This window comes from Mycobacterium shinjukuense (assembly GCF_010730055.1).
Taxonomy (GTDB): domain Bacteria; phylum Actinomycetota; class Actinomycetes; order Mycobacteriales; family Mycobacteriaceae; genus Mycobacterium; species Mycobacterium shinjukuense.
In genome coordinates, this window is the sequence record NZ_AP022575.1 from 2498119 (window position 1) to 2524548 (window position 26430).

23 protein-coding genes and 1 tRNA gene are annotated in these 26430 nt (G+C 66.6%); 8 read left to right on the forward strand and 16 right to left on the reverse strand.

The features are described from left to right. Positions 1 to 90: 90 nt before the first annotated feature. Positions 91 to 297: a hypothetical protein gene (locus tag G6N20_RS11240; RefSeq protein ID WP_142271847.1), complete on the forward strand. Its 207-nt coding sequence runs from the start codon at positions 91 to 93 to the stop codon at positions 295 to 297. 63 nt (positions 298 to 360) lie between these two features. Then, on the forward strand, positions 361 to 1317 hold the full coding sequence (locus tag G6N20_RS11245; RefSeq protein WP_083046155.1) for a sterol desaturase family protein: 957 nt from the start codon (positions 361 to 363) through the stop codon (positions 1315 to 1317). On the opposite strand, the gene G6N20_RS11250 is transcribed toward G6N20_RS11245, so the two are convergent. From G6N20_RS11250 to lipQ, 4 genes are all read right to left on the reverse strand, one after another. Next, on the reverse strand, positions 1305 to 3671 hold the full coding sequence (locus G6N20_RS11250) for a glycerol-3-phosphate 1-O-acyltransferase (RefSeq protein WP_083046154.1): 2367 nt from the start codon (positions 3669 to 3671) through the stop codon (positions 1305 to 1307). The two genes, G6N20_RS11245 and G6N20_RS11250, sit on opposite strands and share 13 nt — an antisense overlap. Continuing rightward, positions 3668 to 5446, reverse strand: coding sequence for an HAD-IB family hydrolase/lysophospholipid acyltransferase family protein (locus tag G6N20_RS11255; protein WP_083046153.1), 1779 nt, complete (start codon positions 5444 to 5446; stop codon positions 3668 to 3670). The genes G6N20_RS11250 and G6N20_RS11255 overlap by 4 nt, the downstream gene beginning before the upstream one ends. After that, positions 5443 to 6915, reverse strand: a complete 1473-nt coding sequence (locus G6N20_RS11260) for a WS/DGAT/MGAT family O-acyltransferase (RefSeq protein ID WP_142271846.1) — start codon at positions 6913 to 6915, stop codon at positions 5443 to 5445. The genes G6N20_RS11255 and G6N20_RS11260 overlap by 4 nt, the downstream gene beginning before the upstream one ends. 185 nt (positions 6916 to 7100) lie before the next feature. Next, the gene (lipQ, locus tag G6N20_RS11265) at positions 7101 to 8354 is read right to left on the reverse strand and encodes an esterase LipQ (protein ID WP_083046151.1); all 1254 of its coding nucleotides are present in this window, start codon (positions 8352 to 8354) and stop codon (positions 7101 to 7103) included. Positions 8355 to 8540: 186 nt separating this feature from the next. Between lipQ and G6N20_RS11270 the strand changes: the two genes are divergently transcribed. From G6N20_RS11270 to G6N20_RS11280, 3 genes are all read left to right on the forward strand, one after another. Beyond that, positions 8541 to 8614 (forward strand) — tRNA-Arg (locus G6N20_RS11270). Between the two features lie 178 nt (positions 8615 to 8792). Further along, positions 8793 to 9014: an antitoxin gene (locus G6N20_RS11275; protein WP_083046150.1), complete on the forward strand. Its 222-nt coding sequence runs from the start codon at positions 8793 to 8795 to the stop codon at positions 9012 to 9014. Positions 9015 to 9020: 6 nt separating this feature from the next. Beyond that, positions 9021 to 9437 (forward strand): TA system VapC family ribonuclease toxin, encoded by a 417-nt coding sequence (locus tag G6N20_RS11280; protein WP_083046149.1) that lies wholly within the window; start codon positions 9021 to 9023, stop codon positions 9435 to 9437. Positions 9438 to 9464: 27 nt separating this feature from the next. Here the strand turns inward: G6N20_RS11280 and G6N20_RS11285 are convergent, their stop codons facing one another. The 11 genes from G6N20_RS11285 to G6N20_RS11335 form a co-directional block, all read right to left on the reverse strand. After that, on the reverse strand, positions 9465 to 10655 hold the full coding sequence (locus G6N20_RS11285; protein ID WP_083046148.1) for a dihydrolipoamide acetyltransferase family protein: 1191 nt from the start codon (positions 10653 to 10655) through the stop codon (positions 9465 to 9467). Further along, positions 10652 to 11686, reverse strand: coding sequence for a 3-methyl-2-oxobutanoate dehydrogenase subunit beta (gene bkdB, locus G6N20_RS11290; protein WP_083046147.1), 1035 nt, complete (start codon positions 11684 to 11686; stop codon positions 10652 to 10654). Before bkdB ends, G6N20_RS11285 begins: the two co-directional genes overlap by 4 nt. Before the next feature lie 9 nt (positions 11687 to 11695). Continuing rightward, on the reverse strand, positions 11696 to 12787 hold the full coding sequence (gene pdhA, locus G6N20_RS11295; RefSeq protein WP_083046146.1) for a pyruvate dehydrogenase (acetyl-transferring) E1 component subunit alpha: 1092 nt from the start codon (positions 12785 to 12787) through the stop codon (positions 11696 to 11698). A gap of 257 nt (positions 12788 to 13044) precedes the next feature. Beyond that, positions 13045 to 13866, reverse strand: a complete 822-nt coding sequence (locus tag G6N20_RS11300) for an HpcH/HpaI aldolase/citrate lyase family protein (protein ID WP_083046145.1) — start codon at positions 13864 to 13866, stop codon at positions 13045 to 13047. Further along, complete coding sequence (locus G6N20_RS11305) at positions 13863 to 14447, reverse strand: MaoC family dehydratase (protein ID WP_142271845.1); 585 nt, start codon at positions 14445 to 14447, stop codon at positions 13863 to 13865. The genes G6N20_RS11300 and G6N20_RS11305 overlap by 4 nt, the downstream gene beginning before the upstream one ends. Then, entirely contained in the window at positions 14444 to 15628 is a 1185-nt protein-coding gene (locus G6N20_RS11310) for an acyl-CoA dehydrogenase family protein (protein WP_142271844.1), read from the reverse strand. Before G6N20_RS11310 ends, G6N20_RS11305 begins: the two co-directional genes overlap by 4 nt. Then, positions 15603 to 17588 carry an acetyl/propionyl/methylcrotonyl-CoA carboxylase subunit alpha gene (locus G6N20_RS11315; protein WP_083046144.1) on the reverse strand — a complete coding sequence of 662 codons (1986 nt, stop codon included), beginning with the start codon at positions 17586 to 17588 and terminating at the stop codon, positions 15603 to 15605. Before G6N20_RS11315 ends, G6N20_RS11310 begins: the two co-directional genes overlap by 26 nt. Position 17589: 1 nt before the next feature. Further along, a complete protein-coding gene (locus G6N20_RS11320; RefSeq protein WP_083046143.1) occupies positions 17590 to 19167 on the reverse strand; it encodes a carboxyl transferase domain-containing protein in 1578 nt (525 codons plus the stop codon). Then, entirely contained in the window at positions 19164 to 19820 is a 657-nt protein-coding gene (locus G6N20_RS11325; protein ID WP_083046142.1) for a CoA transferase subunit B, read from the reverse strand. Before G6N20_RS11325 ends, G6N20_RS11320 begins: the two co-directional genes overlap by 4 nt. Next, on the reverse strand, positions 19817 to 20563 hold the full coding sequence (locus tag G6N20_RS11330; RefSeq protein WP_083046141.1) for a CoA transferase subunit A: 747 nt from the start codon (positions 20561 to 20563) through the stop codon (positions 19817 to 19819). The genes G6N20_RS11325 and G6N20_RS11330 overlap by 4 nt, the downstream gene beginning before the upstream one ends. A 108-nt stretch (positions 20564 to 20671) precedes the next feature. Continuing rightward, positions 20672 to 22240 carry an AMP-binding protein gene (locus tag G6N20_RS11335; protein WP_083046234.1) on the reverse strand — a complete coding sequence of 523 codons (1569 nt, stop codon included), beginning with the start codon at positions 22238 to 22240 and terminating at the stop codon, positions 20672 to 20674. A gap of 148 nt (positions 22241 to 22388) precedes the next feature. Between G6N20_RS11335 and G6N20_RS11340 the strand changes: the two genes are divergently transcribed. Next, on the forward strand, positions 22389 to 23030 hold the full coding sequence (locus tag G6N20_RS11340) for an SACE_7040 family transcriptional regulator (RefSeq protein ID WP_083046140.1): 642 nt from the start codon (positions 22389 to 22391) through the stop codon (positions 23028 to 23030). 267 nt (positions 23031 to 23297) lie between these two features. Next, positions 23298 to 24086, forward strand: a complete 789-nt coding sequence (locus G6N20_RS11345) for an MmpS family transport accessory protein (protein ID WP_083046139.1) — start codon at positions 23298 to 23300, stop codon at positions 24084 to 24086. Between the two features lie 4 nt (positions 24087 to 24090). On the opposite strand, the gene G6N20_RS11350 is transcribed toward G6N20_RS11345, so the two are convergent. Continuing rightward, complete coding sequence (locus G6N20_RS11350; protein ID WP_083046138.1) at positions 24091 to 25425, reverse strand: MFS transporter; 1335 nt, start codon at positions 25423 to 25425, stop codon at positions 24091 to 24093. A 198-nt stretch (positions 25426 to 25623) separates the two neighbouring features. Between G6N20_RS11350 and cmrA the strand changes: the two genes are divergently transcribed. Next, complete coding sequence (gene cmrA, locus G6N20_RS11355; protein ID WP_083046136.1) at positions 25624 to 26430, forward strand: mycolate reductase; 807 nt, start codon at positions 25624 to 25626, stop codon at positions 26428 to 26430.

The window sequence follows — 26430 nt, forward strand, 5'->3', positions numbered from 1 at the left end:
AACGTGCCAACTCGGCGGGCCACCGGCGATAGCATCCAGTGATCGTGGTGTGGAAACCGGCGAAACACCAGCAAGAGAAAGGTGCCATCGATGAGCGTGCAGCCGACGAAGATTCTGAACGTATGGGGGCTGGCGGGTTGGCTGGTCGGCGTACTGCTCATCGCGGCGTTTGCGCTGCTGGCAACGGGTTGCCAGTTGGTCGCTACACCTGTTCCGAATCCCGGCTGCTCGGGTGAGCTGGCACCGGTATCGGCGTTGACCGCTGCGATCGTGACGCCAGCGCCCATCACCGGCTAACCGATTGCGTCAAGACGATTCGTTCAGACCGCCGGGAGCGGGTTTCGCGCTAGTGGGTGACCAATGGAACGTGCCTTCCCAATATTGTTGATCGGCCTGATGGTGCTGATGGGGATCGAGTTCCTCAGCTACCGCCTGGGCACGGAGCGCGCCCAGCCCCGGGCGGGCTTTTCGGCTCGCGACACCGCAGCCAGTTTGTCGGTCTACACCCTCGCCCTCATCACCCGGCCGGTGGGCCAGTTCACCGCGGTGCCGGTCGTGCTGATCGCGGGTGCGCTGACACCGGTTCACCTGCCCGCGTCGCGGTGGTGGGTGTGGTTGTCGGCACTGGTGCTGACCGACCTGGCCTACTACGTCAAACACCGGATGGCGCATCGCATCCGACTGTTCTGGGCCGCCCATAGCGTGCACCACTCCAGCCGGTACTTCAATCTGTCGACGGGGGTACGCACCCCCTGGCTGGTCCCTGGGTGGTTGTTCCTGTCGTCGGCGGTATATGTGCCGCTGGCGCTGGTCGGGTTCCCCGTCTGGATGATCTTCTCCTGCCATACCATCGTGATCTTCTACCAATTTCCGGTCCACACAGAGCGCATCGACCGACTGCCCAGGCCGATCGAGTACCTGTTCAACACGCCCTCCCACCATCGCGTGCATCACGGAGCCAACAACCCGTACCTCAACAAAAACTATGGGGGCATCCTCATCGTGTGGGACCGGCTCTTCGGCAGCTACGCCGAGGAGCGCGAACCCGTCAGTTTCGGGTTGACAAAGAACATTGACACCCACAATCCGATCAAGCTCAACTACCACGAGTTCGTGACGATGCTGGGTGACATTCGCCGGTCACGGACGTGGCGGGCACGCCTCGGCTACCTGCTGGGCCCGCCGGAATGGGCCGAGGTGGCGCCCGCGTCCGAGTCAACCGACAGCGGCAGTCCCCAGGCGGGTGTGCGCAACGACGAGCACCAGGCAATGGCGAGCCACCAGATGCTTGGTGGACGGGCCTTTCAGCGCACCTGAGCTTGGTCTTGCGGCCGTAGCCGACGCGCGTTGAACTCACGGGCGAAGAACTGGTTGCGGGCGATCTGCTCGACATAATCGAAATCGCGCAGAATATTGCGCAACTCCCGGCGGAAGGCGATCCGGCGTTCGGTGAGATCTGGCGCCGGCGCGATCAGGTTCTGATCTTCGGCGACCTGGCGCGCGGTGGCGAACAGCAACGTCGACACGGATTCGCTGCTGCGAACCCGGTTCTGCGCCACATACTGACGGCCAACCCCAAGCGCCAAGTCGGTGAGTTCCTTGCGGCCGATATGCGCCGGCGCATCCCGCAACACGTCGGCGACGATCTCATAGGCCTCGAAAAACACTCGCAACATCGCATCCGACATCAACGGTCGCTTGGCGCGCAGCATCGCGTCGATCTGGTCGCCCCCAGCCGCAAGATGGACCTGCCAATCGTGGTGCCACGCCATCTCTTCGGCGATGTTGGCCCGAAATGACGCCGAGTCGGCGAAATAGAAATCGAATTTCAGCAGATCGCGCAATCGCATCGCCTGGTCCCAGAACGCGGCCACCCGGTCGCCGTCGGCGTGCCTGGCGTGCGCGAGCGCAAGTTCGACGATCGAGGTCTCCAGGAACGCGTGAATCACCGAGTTCCGGTAGAACGCCGCGGCGAGCTCATCGTCGGCAGCTATGTACCACACCGGCTCCCGGCCGCTGTCCACCCGAGTGACCGGGTGGCCGTTGGACAGCGCGTCCACCGCTGACCGCACACCGTCGCGCGAGCGCAGGCGTAACGCGCTTGTCGATATCGGGGACTGTTTGCGCTCGAGGTAGTCCAGTGAGTCCTGCAACGTGTGGTGCAGCTGGTCGAGCGTCAGCGCTACCCCACGGGTGGCGAGCAACAACGCAGACACCAGACCGGTCGCCGTCACCGGCGTCGACTGCAATATCCGCCACGCGACTTCAAACGACATCTTCTGCAGCGCGAGCCGTTTCGCGGCCTGATCATGGACCATCGGACCGTGCGGCGCACCGAGATACTGCCGCATCGAGACCGCTTCGGGGAAGCGGACGTAGATCTTGCCGTAGTTGCGCTCACCCTGGGCCTTGATGAAGTTGTAGAGCCAGCTGAAGCCCTCGGGTGTTTTCTCGGCACCGCGCGCGTAGGCGGCGTATTCAGCGATCTCGTGCAGCTGGTCGAAGCAGATCGAAACCCCTTGCAGCAGGATGTCGTCGCAGCGACCTTCCAGATAGGCGTCGGCCACGTAGCTCAGCAGGCCGAGCTTGGGCGGCAACATCTTGCCGGTGCGCGACCGAGTGCCCTCGATGGACCAACTCAGGTTGAACCGTTTCTCGACGATGTAGCCCACGTACTCTTTGAGCACGTATTTGTACAGCGGGTCCTCGCCGATATTGCGCCGGATGAAGATCATCCCCGCGCGCCGCATCAGGGGTCCCATCACACCGAATGACAAGTTGATGCCACCGAACATGTGCACCGGCGGCAACCGATTGTCCTGCATGGCCACCGGCACCACCGCGCCGTCGATATAGGAGCGGTGGGAGAACAACAGGACTGCCGGGTGAGATTCCAGGGCGGCGCGCATCGCCGCGACCTGATATTTGTCGTAATCGAATTCGGGGTCAAATCCTCGGCTGATCAACCTGCCGAGCACGGAAATCAGGTCAACCGACACCTGGCTCCAGCCGGTGGCGAGTTCGTCGAGCATCTTGCCGGCTTCTTCCACCGTGGCACCCGGTATCTGTTTTAGGCCAGCCCGAAACCGCGCGGACGCCAACATCTCTGGCTTCACCAGCCGGGGAGACTTGTATTGCGGTCCGAGGATCCGGTACTCGGCGCGGGCCAACGCCAGGATCGCCCGGCGGGTGACGAATTGGGCGAAATCGCGCTTGTTCTCGCTGATGGTGGTATCGCGCCATAGCTGGCGCAGCTCGGAAACCTTGGCCGACTCGCCGGCCAACACCCGCGCCCGCCGCGGATCGGTGTGCAGGATTCGACGCTGCTGACGTCGGTTGGGGTGGTAGGGATCCCGGCCGGGCAGTAACCCGGCCACCTTGGCCACCCTGCCGCGATCCGGCCGCGGCTGCCAGAACACCCGCACCGGCACGATGGAACGGTCGGTGTGGGAGTCGGACTCGAGCTGCTCGACAAGCGCTGTCAGCGCCAAGGGCGGGGCGTTACGGGGCGGCAGCCGCAAGATGTCGAACTTCGCCGCCGGATGGCGGGCACGCTGCCGGCCCAGCCACGCCATGACCAATTCCATTTCGACCGGTGACTCCATCGCAGCCAGCACCAGCGTGTCTTCAGCGGTGAGGACCGCGCTGGTATCGGCCACCGGTTCGGTCACGGCCGTCCTCGAGGCCTTGAACTCGACGATTCGTTCTGGACGGTGGGGTCGCAGCTAGGCTGTTGCGCCACAACATCTTTGAGCGCAGCCTTGGACTGGTTGGGCTTTACCTTTGCCGGGCGTTTCGTGGGCGCCTTGGCCACCGCTTGCCCGCCCTTGGCGGTGGCCGTCTTCGGGGTGGTCTTCCTCGCGGGCGTGGTGGTGGTCCTCCTCGCGGTGGCCTTGGCCGCCCGGCTTCGTCCGCCCTTCTTGGGCGCCGATTTCTTTGCCCGGTCGTACAGACCGAGATGGGGCAGCTCGTCGACCGGCCAATCCGCCAGGGTGTCCAGGTACAGCTGGCGGACCTCGGCGATGCGTTCCGGCAACGTGTCCAGGGTCCAGTCATCGACCGGGATCGGCGGGAACACCGCGACGTCGACCGTGCCCGGATTCAACGTGGTGGAGTTCCGCGAGGCGATGATCTCCGCGTTGCGGATCACGATGGGCACGATGGGAATTCCCGCCGCCATGGCGATCCGGAACGGACCCTTCTTGAACGGCCCGACTTCGGTGGTGTCCAGCCGGGTGCCTTCGGGAGCGATCAAGATGGACAGCCCGTTTCGGGCGCGCTCTTCGACGGTGTGCAGCGTCTCCACCGCGGCGACCGGATCGTCCCGATCGATGAACACCCCGTCCAGCAACTTGCCCATCGTGCCCATGATCGGGTCGCGTTCCAGTTCCTTCTTGCCCACGGCGATCCAGTTGTCCTTCACCAGCGCGGCGGCGATGACCGGGTCAACCTGGTTGCGGTGGTTGAAGATAAACACGGCTGGACGCTGTGCGGTCAGGTTCTCCCGCCCGATGACGTCCAGGCGCACGCCACAGGTCGCCAGCAACAACTGTGACGAGGTCGAGGTAAAGAAATTCACCCCACGCCGGCGGCTGCCGGTGAGCAAACCGATCCCCACCGCGCCGGCGGCCACCGGGACCATCGAACCGAAGCCGGCAAGTGTTCGCAGCTGCCGTTGGATGCCCACGCCGCCGCGGCTGTTGAATTTCAGGATCGGCCAGCCCCGGCGCTTGGCGACGGCGGCCATCTTGCCTTCGGGATTGGTCGGCCGCGGGTTGCCGACCAGATACATCAGGGCGACGTCCTCGTCGCCGTCGGCGTAGAAGTAGCTGTCCTTGAGATCGATGTCGTGCTCGGCCGCGAAGCGTTGTACCGCAGCGGCCTTGCCGGGCCCCCACAAGATCGGCTTTAGCACGCCCCCGGTGAGTATCCCGTCGTCGTTGGTCTCGAACTTGTTGGTGAGCATGTTGTTGATCCCCAGGAAGCGCGCCACCGGGTTGACCTGGATGGTCAGCGCCGACGAGCTGAGCACCACCGTGTGACCGCGAGCGACGTGAGCCCGCACCAGTTCCCGCATCTCCGGGTAGATCCGGGACTCGATCCGCTGGGCGAACAGCCGCTCGCCGATCTCCTCCAGGTCGCTCAACAGTCGCCCGGCCAGCGCCGCGGCGGCCTTACCGATGAGCTCTTCGAACTCGATACGCCCCAGGGTATGGTTCAGACCCGCCTGAACCATGCTGAGCAACTCCCCCACACCCATGTCGCGTCGCCGCAGTCGCTCCTGGGTGAGGATGACCGCGGTGAAGCCCGCCACCAACGTTCCATCCAGGTCGAAAAATGCGCCCACGTTCGGCCCTGGTGGGCTGGCCATGATCTCGGCCACCGAACCGGGCAACCGCAAATCCCGCGTCTGCCTTCCCTTGCCCGGTTCTTCAGCGACGCTCACGAGCCCGACACCGATCGAGGCGATGAAGCCGCCGGGGCGGCGAACGAGGCCGGCACCGCACGCGGCGCCGGATCACCTGCCAGCGCGAGGATCTCGTCGAAACCCTCGAGCAGGTAACGAGCGAACAGCTCGTCGTGTCGCACCGATGCCCTGTCGTAGCGCACCGTGATGGTGCACCATCCGCCGCGGGAAATCAGCACCACCATCATCGCCACACCCGGCAAGGGGCCAATGCCATACTGCCGCAATATTTTTGCACCGGCGATGTAAGTATCGCCCGGATAGACCGGGACGTTGCTGGCCTGCACATCAGAACCGATCACCGAGCCGCTGATCCCCTCCAGCACCGCCGTGGGCAAGATGCTCAGCACCGGGGCAAGGGACCCGATGATGTTCATCGCGGGCTCGTCACGGCGCTGCGTCATCTGCGCCCGGATCTTTCTCATGCGGTCCACCGGGTCGACCGTGCCCACCGGCGCGGCCAGGTTGACACCGGTGAACCGGTTGCCCCCCGAGCCATCGGCCTCGGCCCGCACGTTCACTGGCACCGCCATCGGCAGCGTGCTGATCGGGACGCCGAGTGCTTCATGGTAGCGCCGCAGCGCGCCACACAGCCCCGCCAGGTACGCGTCGTTAATCGACCCGCCACCGGCCTTGGCGGCCTTGTGCAGGTCGGACAGCCGGATGTCGATTGCCTCGGTGCGGGTGGTCAGGCTGCGCCGACGCAACAGCGGCGACGGTTCGGCGGCGCGGTTGATCACCCGCACGCCCGACATGGCGTAGCCGACGATTCCGGACATCGCGGACACGGGGTCCAACACCGCGCGCCCGGCCACCGACACCGCCCCGGACACCGCGCCCAAGACGCCACCGAGTATCGCCATCGGCAGGTGGTTGATGCCCTGCCGCATCAAGTCGTTGGGGGACAGATCCTCCGGAATCGGTTGCGGGGGCATCGGCCGAGGTGGTGGGTCCCGCTCCAGGTCATAGATCTCGGCGAACATCTCGACACCGCCCACCGCGTCGGTGACGGCGTGGCTGAGGTGCAGCAGCGTCGCAGCCTTGCCGTCGGCCAGTCCCTCGACCAGGGTGGCCGTCCATAAGGGTCGGGATATGTCCAACGGTGAGGACAGCATCACCTCGGCGAGATCGAATACTTCACGCAGGGTGCCGGGTTCGGCGACACGCAGTCGGCGCACATGGAAGTCCAGGTTGAAGTCGGGATCCACCACCCAGCGCGGCGCCGCCGTCGGCAACGTCGGCACGACGACCTTCTGCCGCAACCGCAACACCCGCCGGGACGCGTTGTCGAATCGAGTCCGGAAACGCTCCCAGTCGGGTGTGGTGTCCAGGACTTCGAGCGCCATGATCCCCGAACGGGTCCGCGGATTTGCCTCGCCGCGGTGCATCAAATAGTCGACCGGTCCAAGCTCATCGGACAACCGCGTCGCCTCGACGAACTCAGCCATGGTCATGACCCCGTGCAGCGCGCGCCAACCCTGTCACCGCCGATCAAGCCTCCTGCTTCAGACCGCCAACGCCCACCAGCATGCCAACACAACGCTAGTCCGGTTGACGCGGCGGTGAAAGTGAGAGCCAGCGCAGTGCACCGCTGCCACCGCAGCGGCGACAAAACTTTGTGACGCCGGCCGATTCAGCTGGCCGGGGACGCCGACAGCGCCAGCGAATCCAGCAGAAAGGTTGCCCGCCGACCGTAGACGATGCCCAGGAAGTCGGCGACGGCATTGGCGGCCAGGCGGGATCGGACCGTCGGCGTGATGTCAAATGCGTGATGGGCGTTGGCGAGTTCGGCGTAGGCCACCGTCGGAGCCCCCGCCTCGCGCAGCGCGGCGCAGAAGGCCCGCGCCTGCGCGCTCGGCGCCATCGGGTCCTTGTCGCCGTGCAGCACGAAGAACGGCGGCGCGTCGCGGTGCACATGCGAAATCGGCGACGCCACCCGGAATCGGTCGGGCTCCTCGGCATACCGGGCCTTCATCACGAACTGCTCGAGGAACGGCAGCATCATCTCGTGCATGTTCTCGAAATCGGTGAAGTCATAGACGCCGTAGTAGGGCACCGCCGCCTGGACCGTGGTGTCGGCGCCTTCGAACCCGGGCTGGAACTGGGGATCGTTGGGGGTCAAAGCGGCCAGGGAAGCCAGGTGCGCTCCCGCTGACCCGCCGGTGATCGCGATGAAGTCGGGATCGCCGCCGTAGTCGCAGATGTTCTCGCGGACCCAGGCGATCGCCCTCTTCACGTCGATGACGTGCGCCGGGAACTTGGCGCGCGGGCTCTTGCTGTAGTTGATCGAGACACAGATCCAGCCGAGCTCCACCATCCGGCTCATCAACGTGTAAGCCTGCGGGCGCTTGCCGTTGACCGCCCACGCCCCGCCCGGAACCTGAATCAACACCGGCGCCCGGCGCCCGGGTGCCAAATCGGGGCGCCGCCAGATGTCGAGCAGATTCTCGCGACCACCCGGACCGTAGGAGATGTCGGACGTGCGCGCCGCGTACCGGCGGTGGGGCCCGGCCGGCAGCAGCCCGCCCCGGCGCGCACCCCCGCAGGGATCCCCGGTCGGGTGGCACACCAGGTCGCGGAAGTCTGGCCCAAACGACTCTTCGAGGGCGGCGGTGAGGGTGCGGTCCGCGCGCTGCGCCGCCCACGTGGTCGCGACCCGGTTGATCACGGGCGGGGATACCCGCGACAACGCCTGCCCGGTCAGGACCTGTGGATGAAATTCCGTGGCCAGCCAACCGGCGACCCATCCAACGGCGAATGGTGAGCCACGCAGCAACAGGGCTCCGGCCCGGTAGGTGTCCCTGACATCGGCCGCCAATTGCGCTCCCTGGTGCAGCGCCTGGGCGCCGACGCGCGAACAGCGCGCTGTCACGCTGGCTATGAACATCACAGAGTCCACCCCTCGACGTCAGGCACACGCGTCGTTGCGGTTAACGGCTGATTGCCAGCCGATGTTGTACGTGTGTCGAGGCTCACACAATAACCGATATTCGGCGCAGCGGAAGACCTTTCGCGCGCGTTGCGTCGCCGCAATCGATCCACAGGCATCGTTAGATAGACTGACCTGCACATTGCCTCCGTAGCTCAGGTGGATAGAGCAAGGGCCTTCTAATCCCTAGGTCGCACGTTCGAGTCGTGCCGGGGGCACCCAACGTGACAGTTGTGATGGGTGTGACGGGTGTGACGTCAACCGGCCGCCGCCGCGGCATGTCGCCTTTCCGCACAGCATGGCGTGTGGCGAGGGCAGGGCAGGTCCGGCCCGTCAGCACCGCCGGCCGCCGGCAATCCGGGCCCGGTGATGCGTTGATGCGGTAGCATCAAGATCGTGCGAACGACGCTGGACATCGCCGACGATGTCATCGCCGCAGCTCGCGAAATCGCCTTCGCCGAGCGCCGATCACTCGGTGCGGTGATCTCCGAGCTCGCGCGCCGAGGTCTTACGCCGGGTCGTGTCGAAGCCGACGACGGGCTACCCGTGATCCGCGTGCCGCCCGGGACCCCGCCGATCACACCCGACATGGTCCGCCGCGCGCTCGACGAGGACTGACGCCCGGTGGCGCTGCTCGACGTCAACGCGTTGGTCGCGCTGGCCTGGGACTCGCACATCCACCACGCGCGGATCCGTGAGTGGTTCGCCGCCAACGCCGCGCAAGGCTGGGCGACCTGTCCGGTTACCGAAAGCGGCTTCGTGCGCGTGTCAAGCAACCCGAAAGTGCTTCCCAACGCGATCGGGATCGCCGACGCCCGACGGGTGCTGACAGCGCTGCGCGCCCTGGAAGGTCACCGCTTCCTGGCTGATGACGTATCGCTGGTCGATGACGACGTTCCGGTGATCGTCGGTCACCGCCAGGTGACCGACGCGCATCTGCTGACGCTGGCCCGCCGCAGAGGCGTCCGGCTGGTCACGTTCGACACCGCCGTGTCGGCCCTGGCCCAAGGACACGATGTGGAGCTGCTGAGCACCCTCTGACCCACACGCGTCGCGCCAGCCGATGAGCTACACGTCTAGCAGCGCGGTCTCGGGCGACTCGATCAGATCGCGCAGCTCACACATGAACCGAGCCGCTTGGGCGCCGTCGGCGACACGGTGGTCGAAAACACAGGTCAGCGTCATCGTCGGCCGCACGACAACCTCGTCGCCAACCGCTGCCGGGCGCGGCTTGATCGCGCCCATCCCCAGGATCGCCGCTTCGGGATGGTTGATCACCGGCACGCCGTCGTCGACGCCCAGCGCGCCGAAATTCGTCACGGTGAACGTCGAGCCGCGCAGTTGCGCCGGCGCCAGGCTGCCGTTGCGTGCACGGGTGATCAACTCAGCTGTACAGCAAGCTAGTTCACGGGTCGTCTTGTTCTGGGCATCGGCGATGACCGGAACCAACAGCCCACGGTCGGTGGCCACGCCAAAGCCCAGATGCACGCCACGATGGACGTGTACCCGTGGTCCCTGTCCCGTTTCGACCCAGGTCGAGTTGAGAATCTCGTTGTGCTTCAACGCAATTACTACAAGACGCAACGTCAGCACAAACGGCGTGATCTCCGGTACCGCCACGCGGAGCCGGTCGCGCAGCCCCAACAGCTGGCCGCAAACGACTTCCACGCTGACCGTCGCGGCTGGAATTTCCTTGTGGGACAGTGTCATTTTCTCGGCCATCCGGGCGTGCACGCCGCCCACGGGCCGTACCTCGGTGTCGGCGCCATGTGCGGCCGCCAGCACGTCCGCTCGGGTGATCACCCCGCCGGTGCCGGATCCCCGTGACAACGCCGCCAGGTCAACCATCAGCTCCTTGGCCAGCTTGCGCACCGGAGGCGCGGCAAGCGGGCGGCTCGCACGTCGGCCGCTGTCGATGCCCGAATCCGCGCCGTAGCCGACCAGCGTGGGTACCGCGGCGTCACCATCCGTCGCCGGCGCCGTCTCCGCTTGCGCCACCGCTGTCGTCGGCTCGGTGTCGATGCGCACCAGCACCGCACCGACTTTGAGCACATCGCCTTCGGCGCCGCCGATTTCGACGATCCGACCGGCATACGGGCTGGGGATCTCGACCTGGGCTTTGGCGGTCTCCACCGAACACAACGTCTGGTTCAGCTCGACATCGTCACCCACGCCGACGTTCCAGCACGTCACCGTCACCTCTTCGAGTCCCTCGCCGAGGTCGGGGACCTGGAAGGACTTCACGCGATCCTCGATCATGGCTGTCCAAGAGCACGCTCGACGCAATCCAGCAGCCGGTCGGGGCCCGGTAGCCACAGTCCCTCCAACCGCGCCGGCGGATACGGGGTGTCGAAACCGCAGGCGCGCAACACCGGTGCCTCCAGCTCGTAGAACATCTCTTCCTGGATGCGGGCCGCGAGTCCGGCGCCGTACCCCAAGCTGCGGGGGCCCTCGTGCAGCACCACGCACCGCCCGGTCCGGTGGATGGAGGCGGCGATGGTGTCGAAATCCAGTGGCACCAGCGACCTCAGGTCGATGATCTCCATGCTCCAGCCATGTTGCTGTTCAGCGTCGTCCGCGGTGGACAGTGCGGTACTCACCAGGTTGCCGTAGGTGATGACGGTCACGTCGGTGCCGGGCCGGCGTATTATCGCTTGCCCGATCGGGGGTTCGGGCTGGTTGGTGTCGACCAGTCCGCGACCGTGATAGCGCCGCTTGGGCTCCAGAAACATCACCGGGTCCGGGCAGGCGATTGCGTGCCGCAGCAACCAATATGCGTCACTCGGGGTCGACGGGACGACCACCTTCAACCCCGGGGTGTGTGCCCAGTAGGACTCGGTCGAGTCCGAATGGCATTCGGCCGCGCCGATACCGCCGAACGACGGGATCCGCACGGTTACCGGCATGTTGACCTCGCCGCGGGTACGTGTCCGGTACTTGGCGAGGTGACTGACCACTTGGTCGAAAGCGGGGTAGGTAAACCCGTCGAATTGGATTTCGGGAACCGGCACCAAGCCGCGCAACGCCAGCCCCACCGCGATCCCGATCACTGCCGACTCGGCCAGCGGCGTGTCGAAACACCGATCCTCGCCGAACGTTTCGGCCAGGCCCTCGGTTACCCGGAACACCCCACCCGCGACCGCGACGTCCTCACCGAACACCAGGACTCGGTCGTCGGCGGCCATCGCGTCGTGCAATGCGCGGTTGAGCGCCTGCACCATGGTCAACGGACGGGCGCCGGTTGGCGTGGCCACCGACAGTGGGGCCGGGCGATGGGCGATCTGGGTCATGGCGCCTTCCTAGTCGGTCCGGGCCAGTTCCGCCCGCAACTGTCGGCGCTGCGCTTCCAGTCCGGGCGTGATTTCGGCATATACCGTGGTGAACACCTCGTCGATGTCGATGTCCGGCGCGCCGAACACGGCGTCGCGCAGTTCGGCACACATTCGCTGTGACCGGGCGGCAACCCGCTCCTGCAAGCGCTGCGACCACAGGCCCTGGCCTTGCAAGTAGGCCCGGTAGCGCGGGATCGGATCCAGGGCGAGCCAATGGTCCACTTCCTGCTGACTTCGATACCGGGCGGGATCATCGGCGGTGGTGTGCGGGCCGAGGCGGTAGGTGACCGCCTCGATCAACGTCGGGCCGCCGCCGGATCGAGCCCGGGCCACGGCTTCGGCCATCACCGCGTAGCACGCCAGCACATCGTTACCGTCCACCCGGACACCGGGCATCCCGTAGCCGATCGCCTTGTGCGCGATGGAGGGTGCGGCGGTCTGCTTACGCACCGGCACCGAAATCGCGTACTGGTTGTTCTGCACGTAGAACACGCACGGCACGCGAAACACCCCGGCAAAGTTCAGCGCCTCGTGCACGTCACCCTCGCTGCTGGCGCCGTCGCCGAAGAATGCCACCGTCACCGAGTCCTCGCCCAGGCGTTGTGCGGCCATCGCCGCGCCAACCGCATGCAAGGTGTGGGTGCCAACCGGTACCGACATAGGGGCACAACACTTCTTGGTGAATTCCAAGCCGCCATGCCAGGTCCCGCGCCAGGCCGCAGCCACGTGGCCCGGTGGGATTCCGCGCACCAGATAGACGCCCAATTCCCGGTATTGCGGAAAAATCCAGTCGGTGTTGCGCAGACATGCCGCCGCGCCGACCTGGGCCGCCTCCTGGCCGCGACAGGGCGTGAACAGCGCCAGCTGACCCTGGCGCTGCAGGTTGATGAACTCGGTGTCCAGGTCGCGGGTGACCACCATCGTCTCGTAGAGCCAGCACAACGTCTCCGCGGGAAGATCGCGGCTGTAACGGCGTTCGGCCGTCGCCGTCCCATCCGAAGCGACCAGTTGCACCGGCTCTAGGGCAACAGCCATCGGCTTTGGAGAACTCTCCGCCATACCGCCTCCTCAGGGTCGGCGCGGCGGGCCACAGCAAAATCCCCGGCCGAGACCCGCTGCGAGCCGAAGTCGATCGCCAGCCCCCGCGATAGGCTCCGCTCGCCGGAACACTGGCGCACTCGCCATTATGCCCTCAAATCCGAAGACGCGGCGCTGATAGCAAAACCCTCGATGCCGTGTGGCAGCCACCGCGGTTGGCCACGCGGGTGGCTTCGGCGCGTCCACCGCCGGCGGTACCCGCCGCTCACCAGCAACCGTCACCCGGGGGTGGCTTCCCCAGCCCGTCGCAACATCGTCTCGGCGTGCCTGAGCACCGGGGCGTCGACCATCTGCCCGTCGAACGCGAACACCCCACGTTCGCCGCGCGCCGCGGCCAAAACCCGTCGCGCCCAAGCCAGCTTCTCATCGCTGGGTCGATAGGCCTTGCGCACCACCGGGATTTGGCTCGGGTGGATGCACACGGTCGCGTCGAAACCCACCATCGCGGCGTCGATCGCCTCCGCCTCCAGCCCCTCGATGTCGCCGATGTCGAGGTGCACGGCATCGAGCGCGAGCCGGCCGAACGCGGACGCCGCCAGCAAGACCGTCGACCGCACGTGGCGGGCCACGTCCCGATAGGCACCGTCGGCCCGTCGGCTGGAGCCGCCGCCCAGGCCCGCCACCAGGTCCTCGGCGCCCCACATCATCCCCACGGTGGAATCGGCGGCCGCAATGTCACCGGCGAACAACGCGCCGCGCGCGGTCTCCACCAGCGCGATGACATCGCGCGGCGCCAGCGCTGCCACCTGCGCGGCCGACTCGGCTTTGGGCAGCATCACCGTCGGGTACGCGGTATCGGCCAGCGCCTCCAGGTCGCGGGCCTGCGCATCGGTGCCGGCCGCGTTGATCCGCACCACGGTCCGCTTGGGATCCAACGGGCTATCGCGCAGCGCCCGGCGCGCCGCGGACTTCTCGCCAACAGCCACACCGTCTTCCAGGTCGAGGATCACCACGTCCGCGGCGGCGGCCGCCTTGGCGAACCGCTCGGGTCGGTCGGCCGGGCAGAACAGCCACCCCGGACCCGCGGCGCGCAGGTTCATCGGGTGTCCCCCGCGCCTGCTTCGCGGGCCGGGCGTTTCTGCACCAACGTCGTCCGCACCGCGCGCGCAACCACCTCGCCGTGCTGGTTGCGGGCGGTGTGCTCGAGGGTGACGACGCCCTCGCCGGGGCGGCTTTTGGACTCCCGCTTGGCGGTGCACACGGTCTCGGCATACAGCGTGTCGCCGTGGAACACCGGCTTGGGGAACGACACCTCGGAGAAGCCCAGGTTGGCCACGATGGTGCCCAGCGTCAGCTGGGCAACCGAAAGCCCGACCAGGGTCGAGAGGGTAAACATCGAGTTCACCAGCCGCTCGCCGCGAAAGCCCGGCTGCCGCGCGGCCCAGGCCGCGTCCAGATGCAGTGCCTGGGTATTCATCGTCAGCGTGGTGAACAACACGTTGTCGGCCTCGGTGACCGTGCGGCCGGGCCGGTGCAGGTAGGTCGTGCCGACCTCGAACTCCTCAAACCACAAACCTCTTTGAAGAATCTTTTTGCCGACTGTGAATCCTGCGTCACGACACGCCGATTCAGCGTCGCCGGATTCACGGTGGCCGGTCGGGCCGGTCACGTCGCCGGTCATGAGAGCCCCAACGATCGCGCGATGAGCATCAGTTGCACCTCGGTGGTGCCCTCACCGATTTCGAGCACCTTGCTATCGCGGTAATGACGCGCCACCGGGTACTCGTTCATGAAGCCGTATCCGCCGTGGATCTGGGTGGCGTCCCGGGCATTGTCCATCGCCGCCTCCGAGGAGATCATCTTCGCGATCGCAGCCTCCTTCTTGAAGGGCTTGCCCGCCAGCATTTTTGCGGCCGCATCGTAATAGGTCATGCGGGCGGCGTGTGCGCGTGCCTCCATCCGCGCAATCTTGAAGCTGATCGCCTGATAGGAGCCGATCGGCCGGCCGAACGACTGACGCTGCTTGGCATATTTGACGCTCTCGTCCACACAGCCCTGCGCCGCCCCGGTGGCCAGCGCGGCGATGGCGATCCGGCCCTCGTCCAGGATGGACAAGAAGTTCGCGTACCCGGTTCCGCGGCCGCCCAGCAGGTTCTGTTCCGGAACACGGGCGTCGGTGAAGGTCAGCGGGTGGGTGTCCGACGCGTTCCAACCGACCTTGTTGTACACCGATTCGACGATGAATCCGGGTGTGCCGCTGGGCACGATGATCGTCGAGATCTCTTTCGTGCCGTCGGCCGCGTTTCCAGTGGTTCCGGTGACCGCGGTGATTGTGACCAGTGATGTGATATCGGTGCCGGAGTTGGTGATGAATTGCTTGCTGCCGTTGATGATCCACTCGCCACCCTCGAGCCGCGCGGTGGTGCGGGTGCTGCCGGCGTCCGAGCCAGCCCCGGGTTCGGTCAGGCCGAACGCGGCCAGCGCCCGGCCGGACGTCAAGTCGGGCAGCCACTTTTGCTTCTGCTCCTCGGTCCCGAAGCGGTATATCGGCATCGCGCCCAGGCCCACCGCGGCCTCCAGCGTGATCGCCACCGATTGGTCGACCTTGCCCAGCTCCTCCAGCGCCAGGGCCAGCGCGAAATAGTCGCCGCCCATGCCACCGTACTCCTCGGGGAACGGCAGGCCAAACAGCCCCATCTCGCCCATCTTGGCAACGACGTCATACGGAAAGCTGTGCTCCTCATCGTGTTTGGCCGACACCGGGGCGACCACGGTACGCGCGAAGTCGGCCACCGTGTCGCGAAGATCCTGGTATTCCTTGGGTAACGTCCCCGCGTTAATCGTTGTCATGATCCTTTTCATCCTTGATCCTGGCCAGCACCTGGTCGACCTTGACCTGATCGCCCACCGACACCAAGACCTCCAGTCGTCCCGAAACCGGCGCGGCCAACGGGTGTTCCATCTTCATCGCCTCGACGACCATCACCACGTCGCCCTCGGAGACCTCGGCGCCGGAGGCCACCCGAACGGCGATGATGCTGCCGGGCATCGGGCTGAGGATCTCCGCCTGTCGCTCGCTTACCGCGCGGTGAATCTTGTGCTCCTCGGCCTCACGTAGGTGCCAGGTTCCCCGTTCGTCGGCGATCCACAGATGCCGGTCGGCCTCCGCCCACCGATAGTCACGACGCACCCCGCCCAGTGTGACACTCATCGTGCCTTGCTTGACTTGCACACTCGCAGAACAGATCTCTCCGCCGCCAACCTGCACCCTGGCCGCATCCGGCGGCCCCCACACCGATACCGTGTCGGTGCGCAGCGGAGTGCGCATCGCGGTACGCACCGGGGCCGCACCGCCACCGACACGCCATCCGGTCGGCACCGCCCAGAGATTGCCACCGGCCCGACGGGCCAGGGCCCATTGCCGGTAGAGGCCGCCCGCGGCCAGCACGTCGTCGGGCGCGGGGACCGGCGCGAAGGCGGCCAGCCGTTCGTCCAGCAACCCGGTGTCCAAATCACCGGCGCGCACCCGCTCGTCGGCCAGCAGAAAGCGCAGGAATTCGACGTTGGTTTGCACGCCCAGGACGGCGGTGTGCGCCAGCGCGTGATCGAGCCGCTGCAGCGCCTGCGCACGGTCGTCGCCGTGCGCGATCACCTTGCTCAGCATCGGGTCGTAGTCGCTGCCGACCACGGTGCCCGCCAACAGCGACGAATCCACCCGCACCCCGGCCCCCGACGGCTCGACCACCGCCAGCACCGGGCCGCCCGTGGGCAGAAACCCCCGTGCTGGGTCCTCGGCGTACACCCGGGCTTCGATCGCGTGCCCGCGCGGTTCGATGTCGTCCTGGGCGAACGCCAGCTTCTCGCCGGCCGCTATCCGCAGCTGCCACTCGACGAGATCCAGGCCGGTGATCGCCTCGGTGACCGGATGTTCCACTTGCAGCCGGGTGTTCATCTCCATGAAGAAGAACTCGTCGGGGCGCTGCGCGGACACGATGAACTCCACGGTGCCGGCCCCGACATAGTCCACGCTGCGAGCGGTGTCGCAGGCCGCCGACCCGATCCGGGCACGGGTCCGCGAGTCCAGCAGCGGCGACGGCGCCTCCTCGATGACCTTCTGGTGGCGCCGCTGCAGGCTGCACTCACGCTCACCCAGGTGCACCACGTTGCCGTGGGCGTCGGCGAGCACCTGCACCTCGATGTGCCTGGGCCGCATCACAAACCGCTCCACAAACAACGTGTCGTCACCGAATGAGGACGCCGCCTCGCGGCGAGCGCTGGTCAGCGCGTCGCGCAGCCGCGCCGGGTCTTCCACCAGCCGCATGCCCTTGCCGCCACCCCCGGCCGACGGCTTGATCAGCACCGGATAGCCGATCCGGTCGGCCGCGGCGACGAGCTCGTCGTCCGTCAGCCCGGGCCGGGCCACGCCCGGCACCACCGGCACATCGAAGGCGGCGACCGCGTTCTTGGCGGTGATCTTGTCGCCCATCACCTCAATCGCGCGCACCGGCGGGCCCAGAAACACCACCCCGGCACGGTCACACGCCGCCGCGAATTCGGCGTTCTCGGACAGAAAACCGTAGCCCGGATGGATCGCCTGGGACCCAGTGCGGTGTGCGGCGTCGAGCACGCGGGTGATATCGAGGTAGCTGTCATGCGCGGCGGCGGGACCCAGCCGCACGGCGGTGTCGGCCTCCAGGACGTGCCGCGCACCAGCATCGGGATCGCTGTAGACGGCGACCGACCGGATGCCCATCCTGTGCAACGTCTTGATCACCCGCACCGCGATCTCGCCGCGGTTGGCCACTAGTACGGTGCCAAACATCTCACATCCGGAAAACGCCGTAGCCGACCTGCTCCATCGGGGCGTGGGCGCACACCGACAGAGCAAGTCCGACAACCATTCTGGTATCGGCGGGGTCGATGATGCCATCGTCCCACAGCCGCGCGGTCGAGTAGTAGGGGTTGCCCTGGTCCTCGTACTGCGCACGGATGGGCGCCTTGAACGATTCCTCCTCGTCGGCCGACCAGGGTGTGCCAGCCGCTGCCAGCTGCTCGCCGCGCACGGTCGCCAGCACCGACGCCGCCTGCTCGCCACCCATCACCGAGATGCGCGCGTTGGGCCACATCCACAGGAAGCGGGGCGAGTACGCCCGGCCGCACATCGAATAGTTGCCCGCGCCATAGGATCCGCCGATCACGACGGTCAGCTTCGGCACGCGGGCACACGCCACCGCGGTGACCATCTTGGCGCCGTGCTTGGCAATGCCGCCGGCCTCGTAGTCACGGCCGACCATGAAGCCGGCGATGTTCTGCAGGAACAGCAGCGGGATCTTTCGCTTGTCGCACAGCTCGATGAAATGTGCTCCCTTGAGCGCGGATTCGCCGAACAACACCCCGTTGTTGGCGACGATCCCGACGGGGTGGCCGTGGATGCGGGCGAACGCGGTCACCAAGGTCGTGCCGTATTTGGCTTTGAATTCGCTGAATTCGCTGCCGTCGACCATCCGGACGATCACCTCGTGGACGTCATAGGGGACCCGGGGATCCGGGGGCACGATGTCGTAGAGCTCGGTCTGGGCGTGTTTGGGTTCGACCGACGGGCCCACCTCCCACTGGGCGGGCTCGCGCGGGCCGAAGGTGGCCGCGATCGCGCGGACGATGCGCAGCGCGTCCTCGTCATCGGCGGCGAGGTGATCGGTGACGCCGGATATTCGCGAGTGCAGGTCGCCACCGCCCAGTTCTTCGGCCGTGACGATCTCGCCGGTGGCCGCCTTCACCAGGGGCGGACCGCCGAGGAAGATCGTGCCCTGCTCGCGGACGATGACGGCCTCGTCGCTCATCGCCGGCACGTAGGCCCCGCCCGCCGTGCACGAGCCGAGCACGGCCGCCACCTGCGGGATACCCCTGGCGCTCATCGTCGCCTGGTTGTAGAAGATGCGCCCGAAGTGCTCGCGGTCCGGGAACACTTCGTCCTGGCGCGGCAGGAAGGCACCGCCGGAGTCCACCAGGTAGATGCACGGCAGCCGATTCTGCAGCGCAACCTCCTGGGCGCGCAGGTGCTTCTTGACCGTCATCGGGTAGTAGGTGCCGCCCTTGACGGTCGCGTCGTTGGCGACGATCACGCACTCGCGACCGGACACCCGGCCGATCCCGGTGATAATGCCCGCACCCGGGGATTCGTCGTCGTACATGCCACCGGCGGCCAGCGGGGCGAGCTCCAAAAACGGGCTGCCCGGGTCGAGCAGGCGGTCCACCCGTTCGCGGGGTAGCAGCTTGCCGCGGCTGACGTGTCGCTCCCGGGCCCGTTCATTGCCGCCCAGGGCCGCGACCGCCAGCTTGGCGTTCAACTCCGCCACCAGCCGGCGATGCTCGTCGGCGAACGAGGGCGCGATAGTGTTCACCGACTCGCCACGTCCTCAAGCACAAGCGGCGGTTCGGTTTTCGCGACGACCTCGTCGACCGATACGCCGGGGGCGGTCTCGATCAGGCGCAGGCCGTCGATGCAGACGTCGATGACCGCGAGCTCGGTGACAATGCGGTCGACACAGCCCACGCCGGTCAGCGGCAGGGTGCAGCGTTCGAGGATCTTCGGGCTGCCGTCCTTGGCGGTGTGCTCCATCATCACGATCACCTTGCGGGCACCGTGCACCAGATCCATCGCGCCGCCCATGCCTTTGACCATCTTGCCCGGGATCATCCAGTTGGCCAGATCACCGGAAGCCGAAACCTGCATGGCCCCAAGCACCGCGACGTCGAGATGGCCGCCGCGAATGATTCCGAACGAGGTCGACGAACTGAAGAACGCGGCACCCGGCAGCGTGGTGACCGTCTCCTTGCCCGCATTGATCAGGTCGGCATCCACGTCCTCACGCCGAGGGTAGGGGCCGACACCGAGGATCCCATTCTCCGAATGCAAGACGACATGCACGCCCTCCGGTATGTGGTTGGGAATCAGGGTGGGCATGCCGATGCCGAGGTTGACGTATTGGCCGTCCTTGAACTCGGCCGCCACCCGCGCGGCCATGTCTTCCCTGCTCCAGCCGATGCCGCTCATTGGCGCACCGTTTCTTTCTCGATCCGCTTGGCGGGATTGGGCACATGCACCAGCCGCTGCACGAACACGCCAGGGGTGTGCACCGCGGCCGGGTCGATCTCCCCGGGCTCGACAAGGTGTTCCACCTCGGCGATGGTGATCCGCCCGGCGGCCGCGCACTCGGGATTGAAGTTGCCGGCCGCATGCCGGTACACCAGGTTGCCGTGCCGGTCACCCTTCCAGGCATGCACCAGGGCGAAGTCCGTGCGAATCGCCCGTTCGAGAACGTAGGTGACCCCGTCGAACTCGCGGGTCTCCTTGGGGGGCGACATCTCCGCGACCGCACCGGAGGCGTCGTACCGCCACGGCAATCCTCCGTCGGCGATCTGGGTACCTACCCCGGCCGGGGTATAGAAGGCCGGTATGCCCATGCCGCCGGCGCGCAGCCGCTCGGCCAAGGTGCCCTGCGGGGTCAGTTCCACCTCGAGTTCGCCGGAGAGGAACTGGCGAGCAAACTCTTTGTTCTCGCCCACGTAAGAAGAGATGGTCCGGCGAATGCGCTTGCGGTCCAACAATACTCCAAGGCCCACGCCGTCGATACCGCAGTTGTTGGACACCGTCACCAGATCACTCACCCCGCTTTCGGCCAACGCGGCGATCAGCGCGTCGGGGATGCCGCACAGCCCGAACCCCCCGACCGCCAGGGACGACCCGTCGGTTATGTCCGCAACCGCCTCCGCAGCGGTGGCCACCACCTTGTCCATTACCGCAGAGTCTCCTCGCCGTCGGGCTTTCAGTTAATGGCCATTAACCGGAGGTGACAATACCACCGCCCGCCGGACGCGTCCAGAGACGGCGGCAGCACGCAGCGCTCAGGCCTGGCCGCGCAGGTGCTCCATCGCCTGTCGGCGCATCTCCACCTTGCGCACCTTGCCCGTCACGGTCATCGGGAACTCGTCGACGATCCACAGATACCGCGGGATCTTGAACGTGGCGATCCGGCCTGTACAGAAGTCGCGCAACCGCTCAACGGTCAGCTCCGGTGCCCCGTCGCGCAGTTTGACCACCGCCATGAGCTCCTCGCCGTAGCGTTCATCGGGCACCCCGATGACGTGGCCGTCCACGATATCGGGATGGGTGTGCAGGAATTCCTCGATCTCGCGGGGCGAAATGTTCTCACCACCGCGAACGACGATGTCCTTGATCCGACCGGTGATCCGCACGTACCCGTAGGTGTCCATCGCGGCCAGATCTCCGGTGTGCATCCAGCCCTCGGCGTCGACCACCTCCGCGGTCTTGGCCGGGTCATTCCAATAGCCGGCCATCACCGAATAGCCGCGCGTGCAGAACTCTCCGGGCACTCCGCGCGCCACGGTCTGACCGGTGGCCGGGTCCACCACCTTGATCTCCAGATGCGGGCCCACCCGGCCGACCGTGCCCACGCGTTGCTGAAGCGAATCGTCGGTGCGTGTCTGGGTGGCAACGGGTGATGTCTCGGTCATGCCGTAGCAGATCGACACCTCGGGCATGTGCATGCGCTCGATCACCTGGCGCATCACCTCGACCGGGCACGGCGAGCCCGCCATGATCCCGGTGCGCAGGCTGCTCAGCTGGTAGTCGGCGAAATCCGGCAGACCGAGTTCGGCGATGAACATCGTCGGCACCCCGTAGAGGCTGGTACATCGCTGCGTCTGCACCGCCCGCAGGGTGGCGGCGGGATCGAAGCCGGCCGCCGGAATCACCATGCAGGCACCGTGGCTGGTGGCAGCCAGATTGCCCATCACCATGCCGAAGCAGTGATAGAACGGCACCGGGATGCAGATCCGATCGTGTGCGGTGTATCCGAGCAGCTCACCTACCAGGTAGCCGTTGTTGAGGATGTTGCGGTGGCTCAGCGTGACGCCCTTGGGATATCCCGTTGTGCCGGAGGTGTATTGGATATTGACAGGATCGCGGCTGTCCAGCGACGCCGCTATCTTCCGCAATGCCGGCAGGTCGGTATCCGCGCCGACCAGCGCTTCCCAGCGATCGCTGCCCAGCAACACCGTATGTTCTAGGTCCGGGCAATTCGGCGCCACCTCGGTCAGCATCGTCGCGTAGTCCGCATCCTTGAAACCTTGTGCGGCGATCACCATCACGACGCCGGATTGCCGGAGCGCGTATTCCAATTCGCGGGCTCGATAGGCGGGGTTGATAGTCACCAAGATCGCGCCGATCTCCGCGGTCGCGTATTGGACAAGGACCCACTCCCACCGGTTCGGCGCCCAGATCCCCACCCGATCGCCCGCGCCGATCCCCGCCCGGATCAACCCCGTCGCCAAATGGCGCACGTCCGCCAGCAGTTCGGCGTAACTCCACCGCCGCCCCGCCGCGACGTCGACGAGTGCGTCCCGCTGTGGGTATGCGCCGGCGGTGACCGCCAAGTTGGCGCCGATCGTCATCTCGAGCAGGCCGGGTGTTGTCGGACCGCGGTCATAGGAAAGGTCTGCCACAGCTTCTCCGCCCGTACGGAGTTAACAGTCAATAACTCGTGCTACGTTAGTGACGGTTAACCGAAGTGTCCAGGACGAGTTGGGTACGGAGGCCGTCATGACAGTGTCCGACTCGTACGGCCGGTTGGGCCAGCCGGAGGCCCCAAATCGTCGCAGCCAGTTGAAGTCCAACCGGCGGCTGCAACTTCTGTCGGCCGCCGAACGGCTCTTTGCCGAACGTGGATTTCTGGCGGTGCGGCTGGAGGACATCGGCGCCGCGGCCGGCGTCAGCGGCCCAGCGATCTACCGGCACTTCCCCAACAAGGAGTCGCTGCTGGTCGAGCTGCTGGTGGGGATCAGCGCCCGGCTACTTGCCGGTGCCCGCCAGGTGACGGCCCGCAGCTCTGACGCCGCGACGGCCCTGGCCGGCTTGATCGATTTTCACCTCGACTTTGCGCTGGGCGAGCCGGATCTCATCCGGATCCAAGACCGTGACCTTGCGCATTTGCCCGCGGCCGCCGAGCGGCAGGTGCGCAGGGCACAGCGGCAGTATGTGGAGGTGTGGGTCGGCGTGCTGCGCGAGCTGAAACCCGATCTGGCCGAGGCTGACGCGCGCCTGATGGCGCATGCGGCGTTCGGGCTGTTGAACTCCACCCCGCACAGCATGAAATCGGCCGATACCAAGCCGGCGCGCATGGCGCGTTCCCGCGCCGTCATGAGAGCGATGACGATCGCCGCGCTCATGGCCGCCGGTGAGTAGACCTGCCGATCTGCCCGGAAATGCAGGAATGACATATTGGGCGAAAGGCGCATCTGATCGACACAGCAACGCCAAATTTCATGGCCCCCACCCCGCTCCTGCATGGCCGCGCGTTGAAGTAGACGGTTCGTCAGCGCTTGTTGAGGAAACTGCGCGGGCCAGCCCGCTGATGTCAACACTTGTTGAAGATTTCCGCGGGCGGAGGTCGTCGGGGCAGACATCCGCCCGATGGCCCGGCGACGGTACCCTGCAACCCATGAGGTGGACATGAACGATCCACGTCGACCCCAACGGTTTGATCCCCAACCGTCGGGTACAGGACCGTCGGGACCGCACGGTTCGCAGAATCCGCCGCCCACCGACCCGGCCTATGCCGGCCAAGCACCCTACGCACCCACCTACAGCGGTTATCTTCCGCCGTGGGCACGGGACCCGAACGCGCCGAACCCGACCCAATGGCTACCGCAGTACTGGCAGCAGGACCAGACGCCGCCCGGCGAATTTCCTCCCGACGGGCTGGCTCCGCCGCCGCACGCCTCGGGAGCGCCGCGCTGGTTGTGGGTCGCCGCCGGCGCCGCGGTGTTGCTGGTTGTCGGGTTGGTCATTGCGCTGGTCGTCGCCAACGGTTCGGCGAAAAACCAGACCGCGCTCGAGCCGCTGCCCCCGATGCCCGCACCGAGTTCGACACTCCCGACCCTGACCACCAGGACATCGCCCGCACCCAGCGCCGCGCCGGCGCCCACGACGAGCGGCTCGGGGACCACCACCGAGACCACCGTCGCCGGCGCCTTGCAGACCGTTGTCTACACCGTGACCGGCGAGGGCCGCGCGATCAGCGTCACCTACCTGGATACCGGCGGTGTCATCCAAACCGAGTTCAACGTGTCGCTGCCGTGGAGCAAAGCAGTCAGCCTGCCGACGACGGCCGCTCACCCGGCGAACGTCACCATCGTCAATATCGGCCACAACGTCACCTGCTCGATCACCGTGGCCGGGGTTCAGGTACGCCAGCGCACCGGAATGGGCTTGACGTTCTGCGACGTCCCCGAAAACTAAAGGCCTAAGGCGTATCGACTGCCACCGCGCCACCGTGCCGCGGAACCCGTACTCGCAGCATGAGCAGCAGGCCTGCGGTCAGCACCAGGCATATCCCGCCCAGGCCGGCGCGGACCGCGTGGAACACGTCGACGAAGACGGAGAACAACCAGGGCGCCACGAACGACACCGCGCGGCCGGTCATCGTGTAGAGACCGAAGGCCACCCCCTCCTTGCCGTGCTGAGCCATGTGCAGCAACAGCGCGCGTGCCGACGACTGCGACGGGCCGATGAACAGACACAGCAGCAGTCCGCACACCCAATACGCCTTCGGGCCCGACAGCGTCATCAACGTGAGCGCCGAGGTGATGATCGCCGCCAGGGACCCGACGATGACCGGTTTGGATCCGATCCGGTGGTCGACAAACCCGCCCAGCGCGGCGCCCAGCGCCGCCACCACGCTTCCGGCCACACCAAATATCAGGACGTCGGCCTGGGTGAGGTCGAATGCGTTGACGCCCAGCACCGCACCGAAGGCGAAGATCGCCGCCAGCCCGTCGCGGAAGACCGCACTGGCCACCAGGAAATAGACCAGGTTGCGGTCGCGTCGCCACTCCGCGGTGATCTCCGCCCACAGCTTGCGATAACCGCCCAGCATGCTGGTCGGCGGCTGGGCCACCTCCCCACGATCGGGTAGCCGGTGTGCCAGCAACAGCAACGGCATCGCCAACATCGCCAGCCATCCCGCTGCCATCAACATCGCCGCCCGCACATTGAGGCCGTCCGCCGCGGGCAGGTGCAGCAGCCCACGTTCGGGGCCGGTGCCTGAGATGAAACCCAGATAGACCACCAGCAGCAACACGACGCTGCCGACATACCCCGACGCCCACCCGAGGCCGGAGATCCGGCCCGCGGTCTGCGGGGTGGAAAGTTGGCGCAGCATCGCGTTGTACGGGACGCTGGCCAGTTCGCTGCATGCCGCCGTGGCCGCCAGCAGCACCAGCCCGGCCCACAGGTAGCGGGGGTCGTCGCGGATCAGGAACATCGCGCAAGTCAGCACAACCGCGGTGACGGTCAGCACGGCCAGGGCTCCGCGACGACGGTGCGGGGATTCCACCCACACGCCGACGACCGGGGCCAACACCCCGATGGTCAACCCGGCCACGGCCCCCGCACGACCCAACCAACTCGCCGGTGAGCTGCCGCCGGGCATTCCCTCCCCCACGGTGCTGGTCAGATAGACGGAGAACACGAACGTCGTCACGATGGCGTTGAGACCGGTGGAACCGCCATCCCACAACGCCCAGGCCACCACCCGGAACTGCGGCAGGAGGCCCGCACCTGAACCCGGGTTGTTCATGCCCGGCACTCTATGTGCATTGGTAGCGACCCGCTGCGCCCGGCTACGCCGCGCTTGCGATCGCCACGCATGTGCATTGGTAGCGACCCGCTGCGCCCGGCTACGCCGCGCTTGCGATCGCCACGCATGTGCATTGGTAGCGACCCGCTGCGCCCGGCTACGCCGCGCTTGCGATCGCGCCGTGTCTACGATTGGCGCATGCCGATACCCGCGCCCAGCCCCGATGCACGTGCCGTTGTCACCGGGGCTTCGCAGAACATCGGCGCGGCGCTGGCCACCGAACTGGCCGCACGCGGGCACCACCTGATCGTCACCGCGCGGCGCGAGGACGTGTTGACCGAGTTGGCTGCCCGGCTGGCCGACAAGTACCGCGTCACGGTCGACGTGCGACCGGCCGATCTGGCCGATCCGCAAGAACGATCGAAACTGGCCGACGAGCTGGCCGCCCGGCCCATCTCGATCCTGTGCGCCAACGCGGGTACCGCGACATTCGGCCCGATCGCATCGCTCGATCCGGCCGGCGAAAAGGCGCAGGTGCAGCTGAATGCCGTGGCGGTGCACGACCTTACGTTGGCGGTGTTGCCGGGCATGATCGAGCGCAAGGCCGGCGGCATATTGATTTCTGGTTCGGCAGCAGGCAATTCACCGATTCCCTACAACGCCACCTATGCCGCCACCAAGGCCTTCGTGAACACCTTCAGTGAATCTCTGCGCGGTGAGCTACGCGGCTCCGGCGTGCACGTCACGCTGCTGGCCCCGGGCCCGGTTCGCACCGAGCTACCGGATGCCTCCGAAGCGTCACTGGTCGAGAAGCTGGTGCCGGACTTCCTGTGGATTTCCACGGAGCACACCGCTCGGGTATCGCTGAATGCCTTGGAGCGCAACAAGATGCGCGTCGTTCCGGGTCTGACGTCAAAGGCGATGTCGGTGGCCAGCCAATACGCTCCGCGCGCCATCGTGGCGCCAATCGTGGGTGCTTTTTACAAGAAGCTTGGGAGCGGCTAG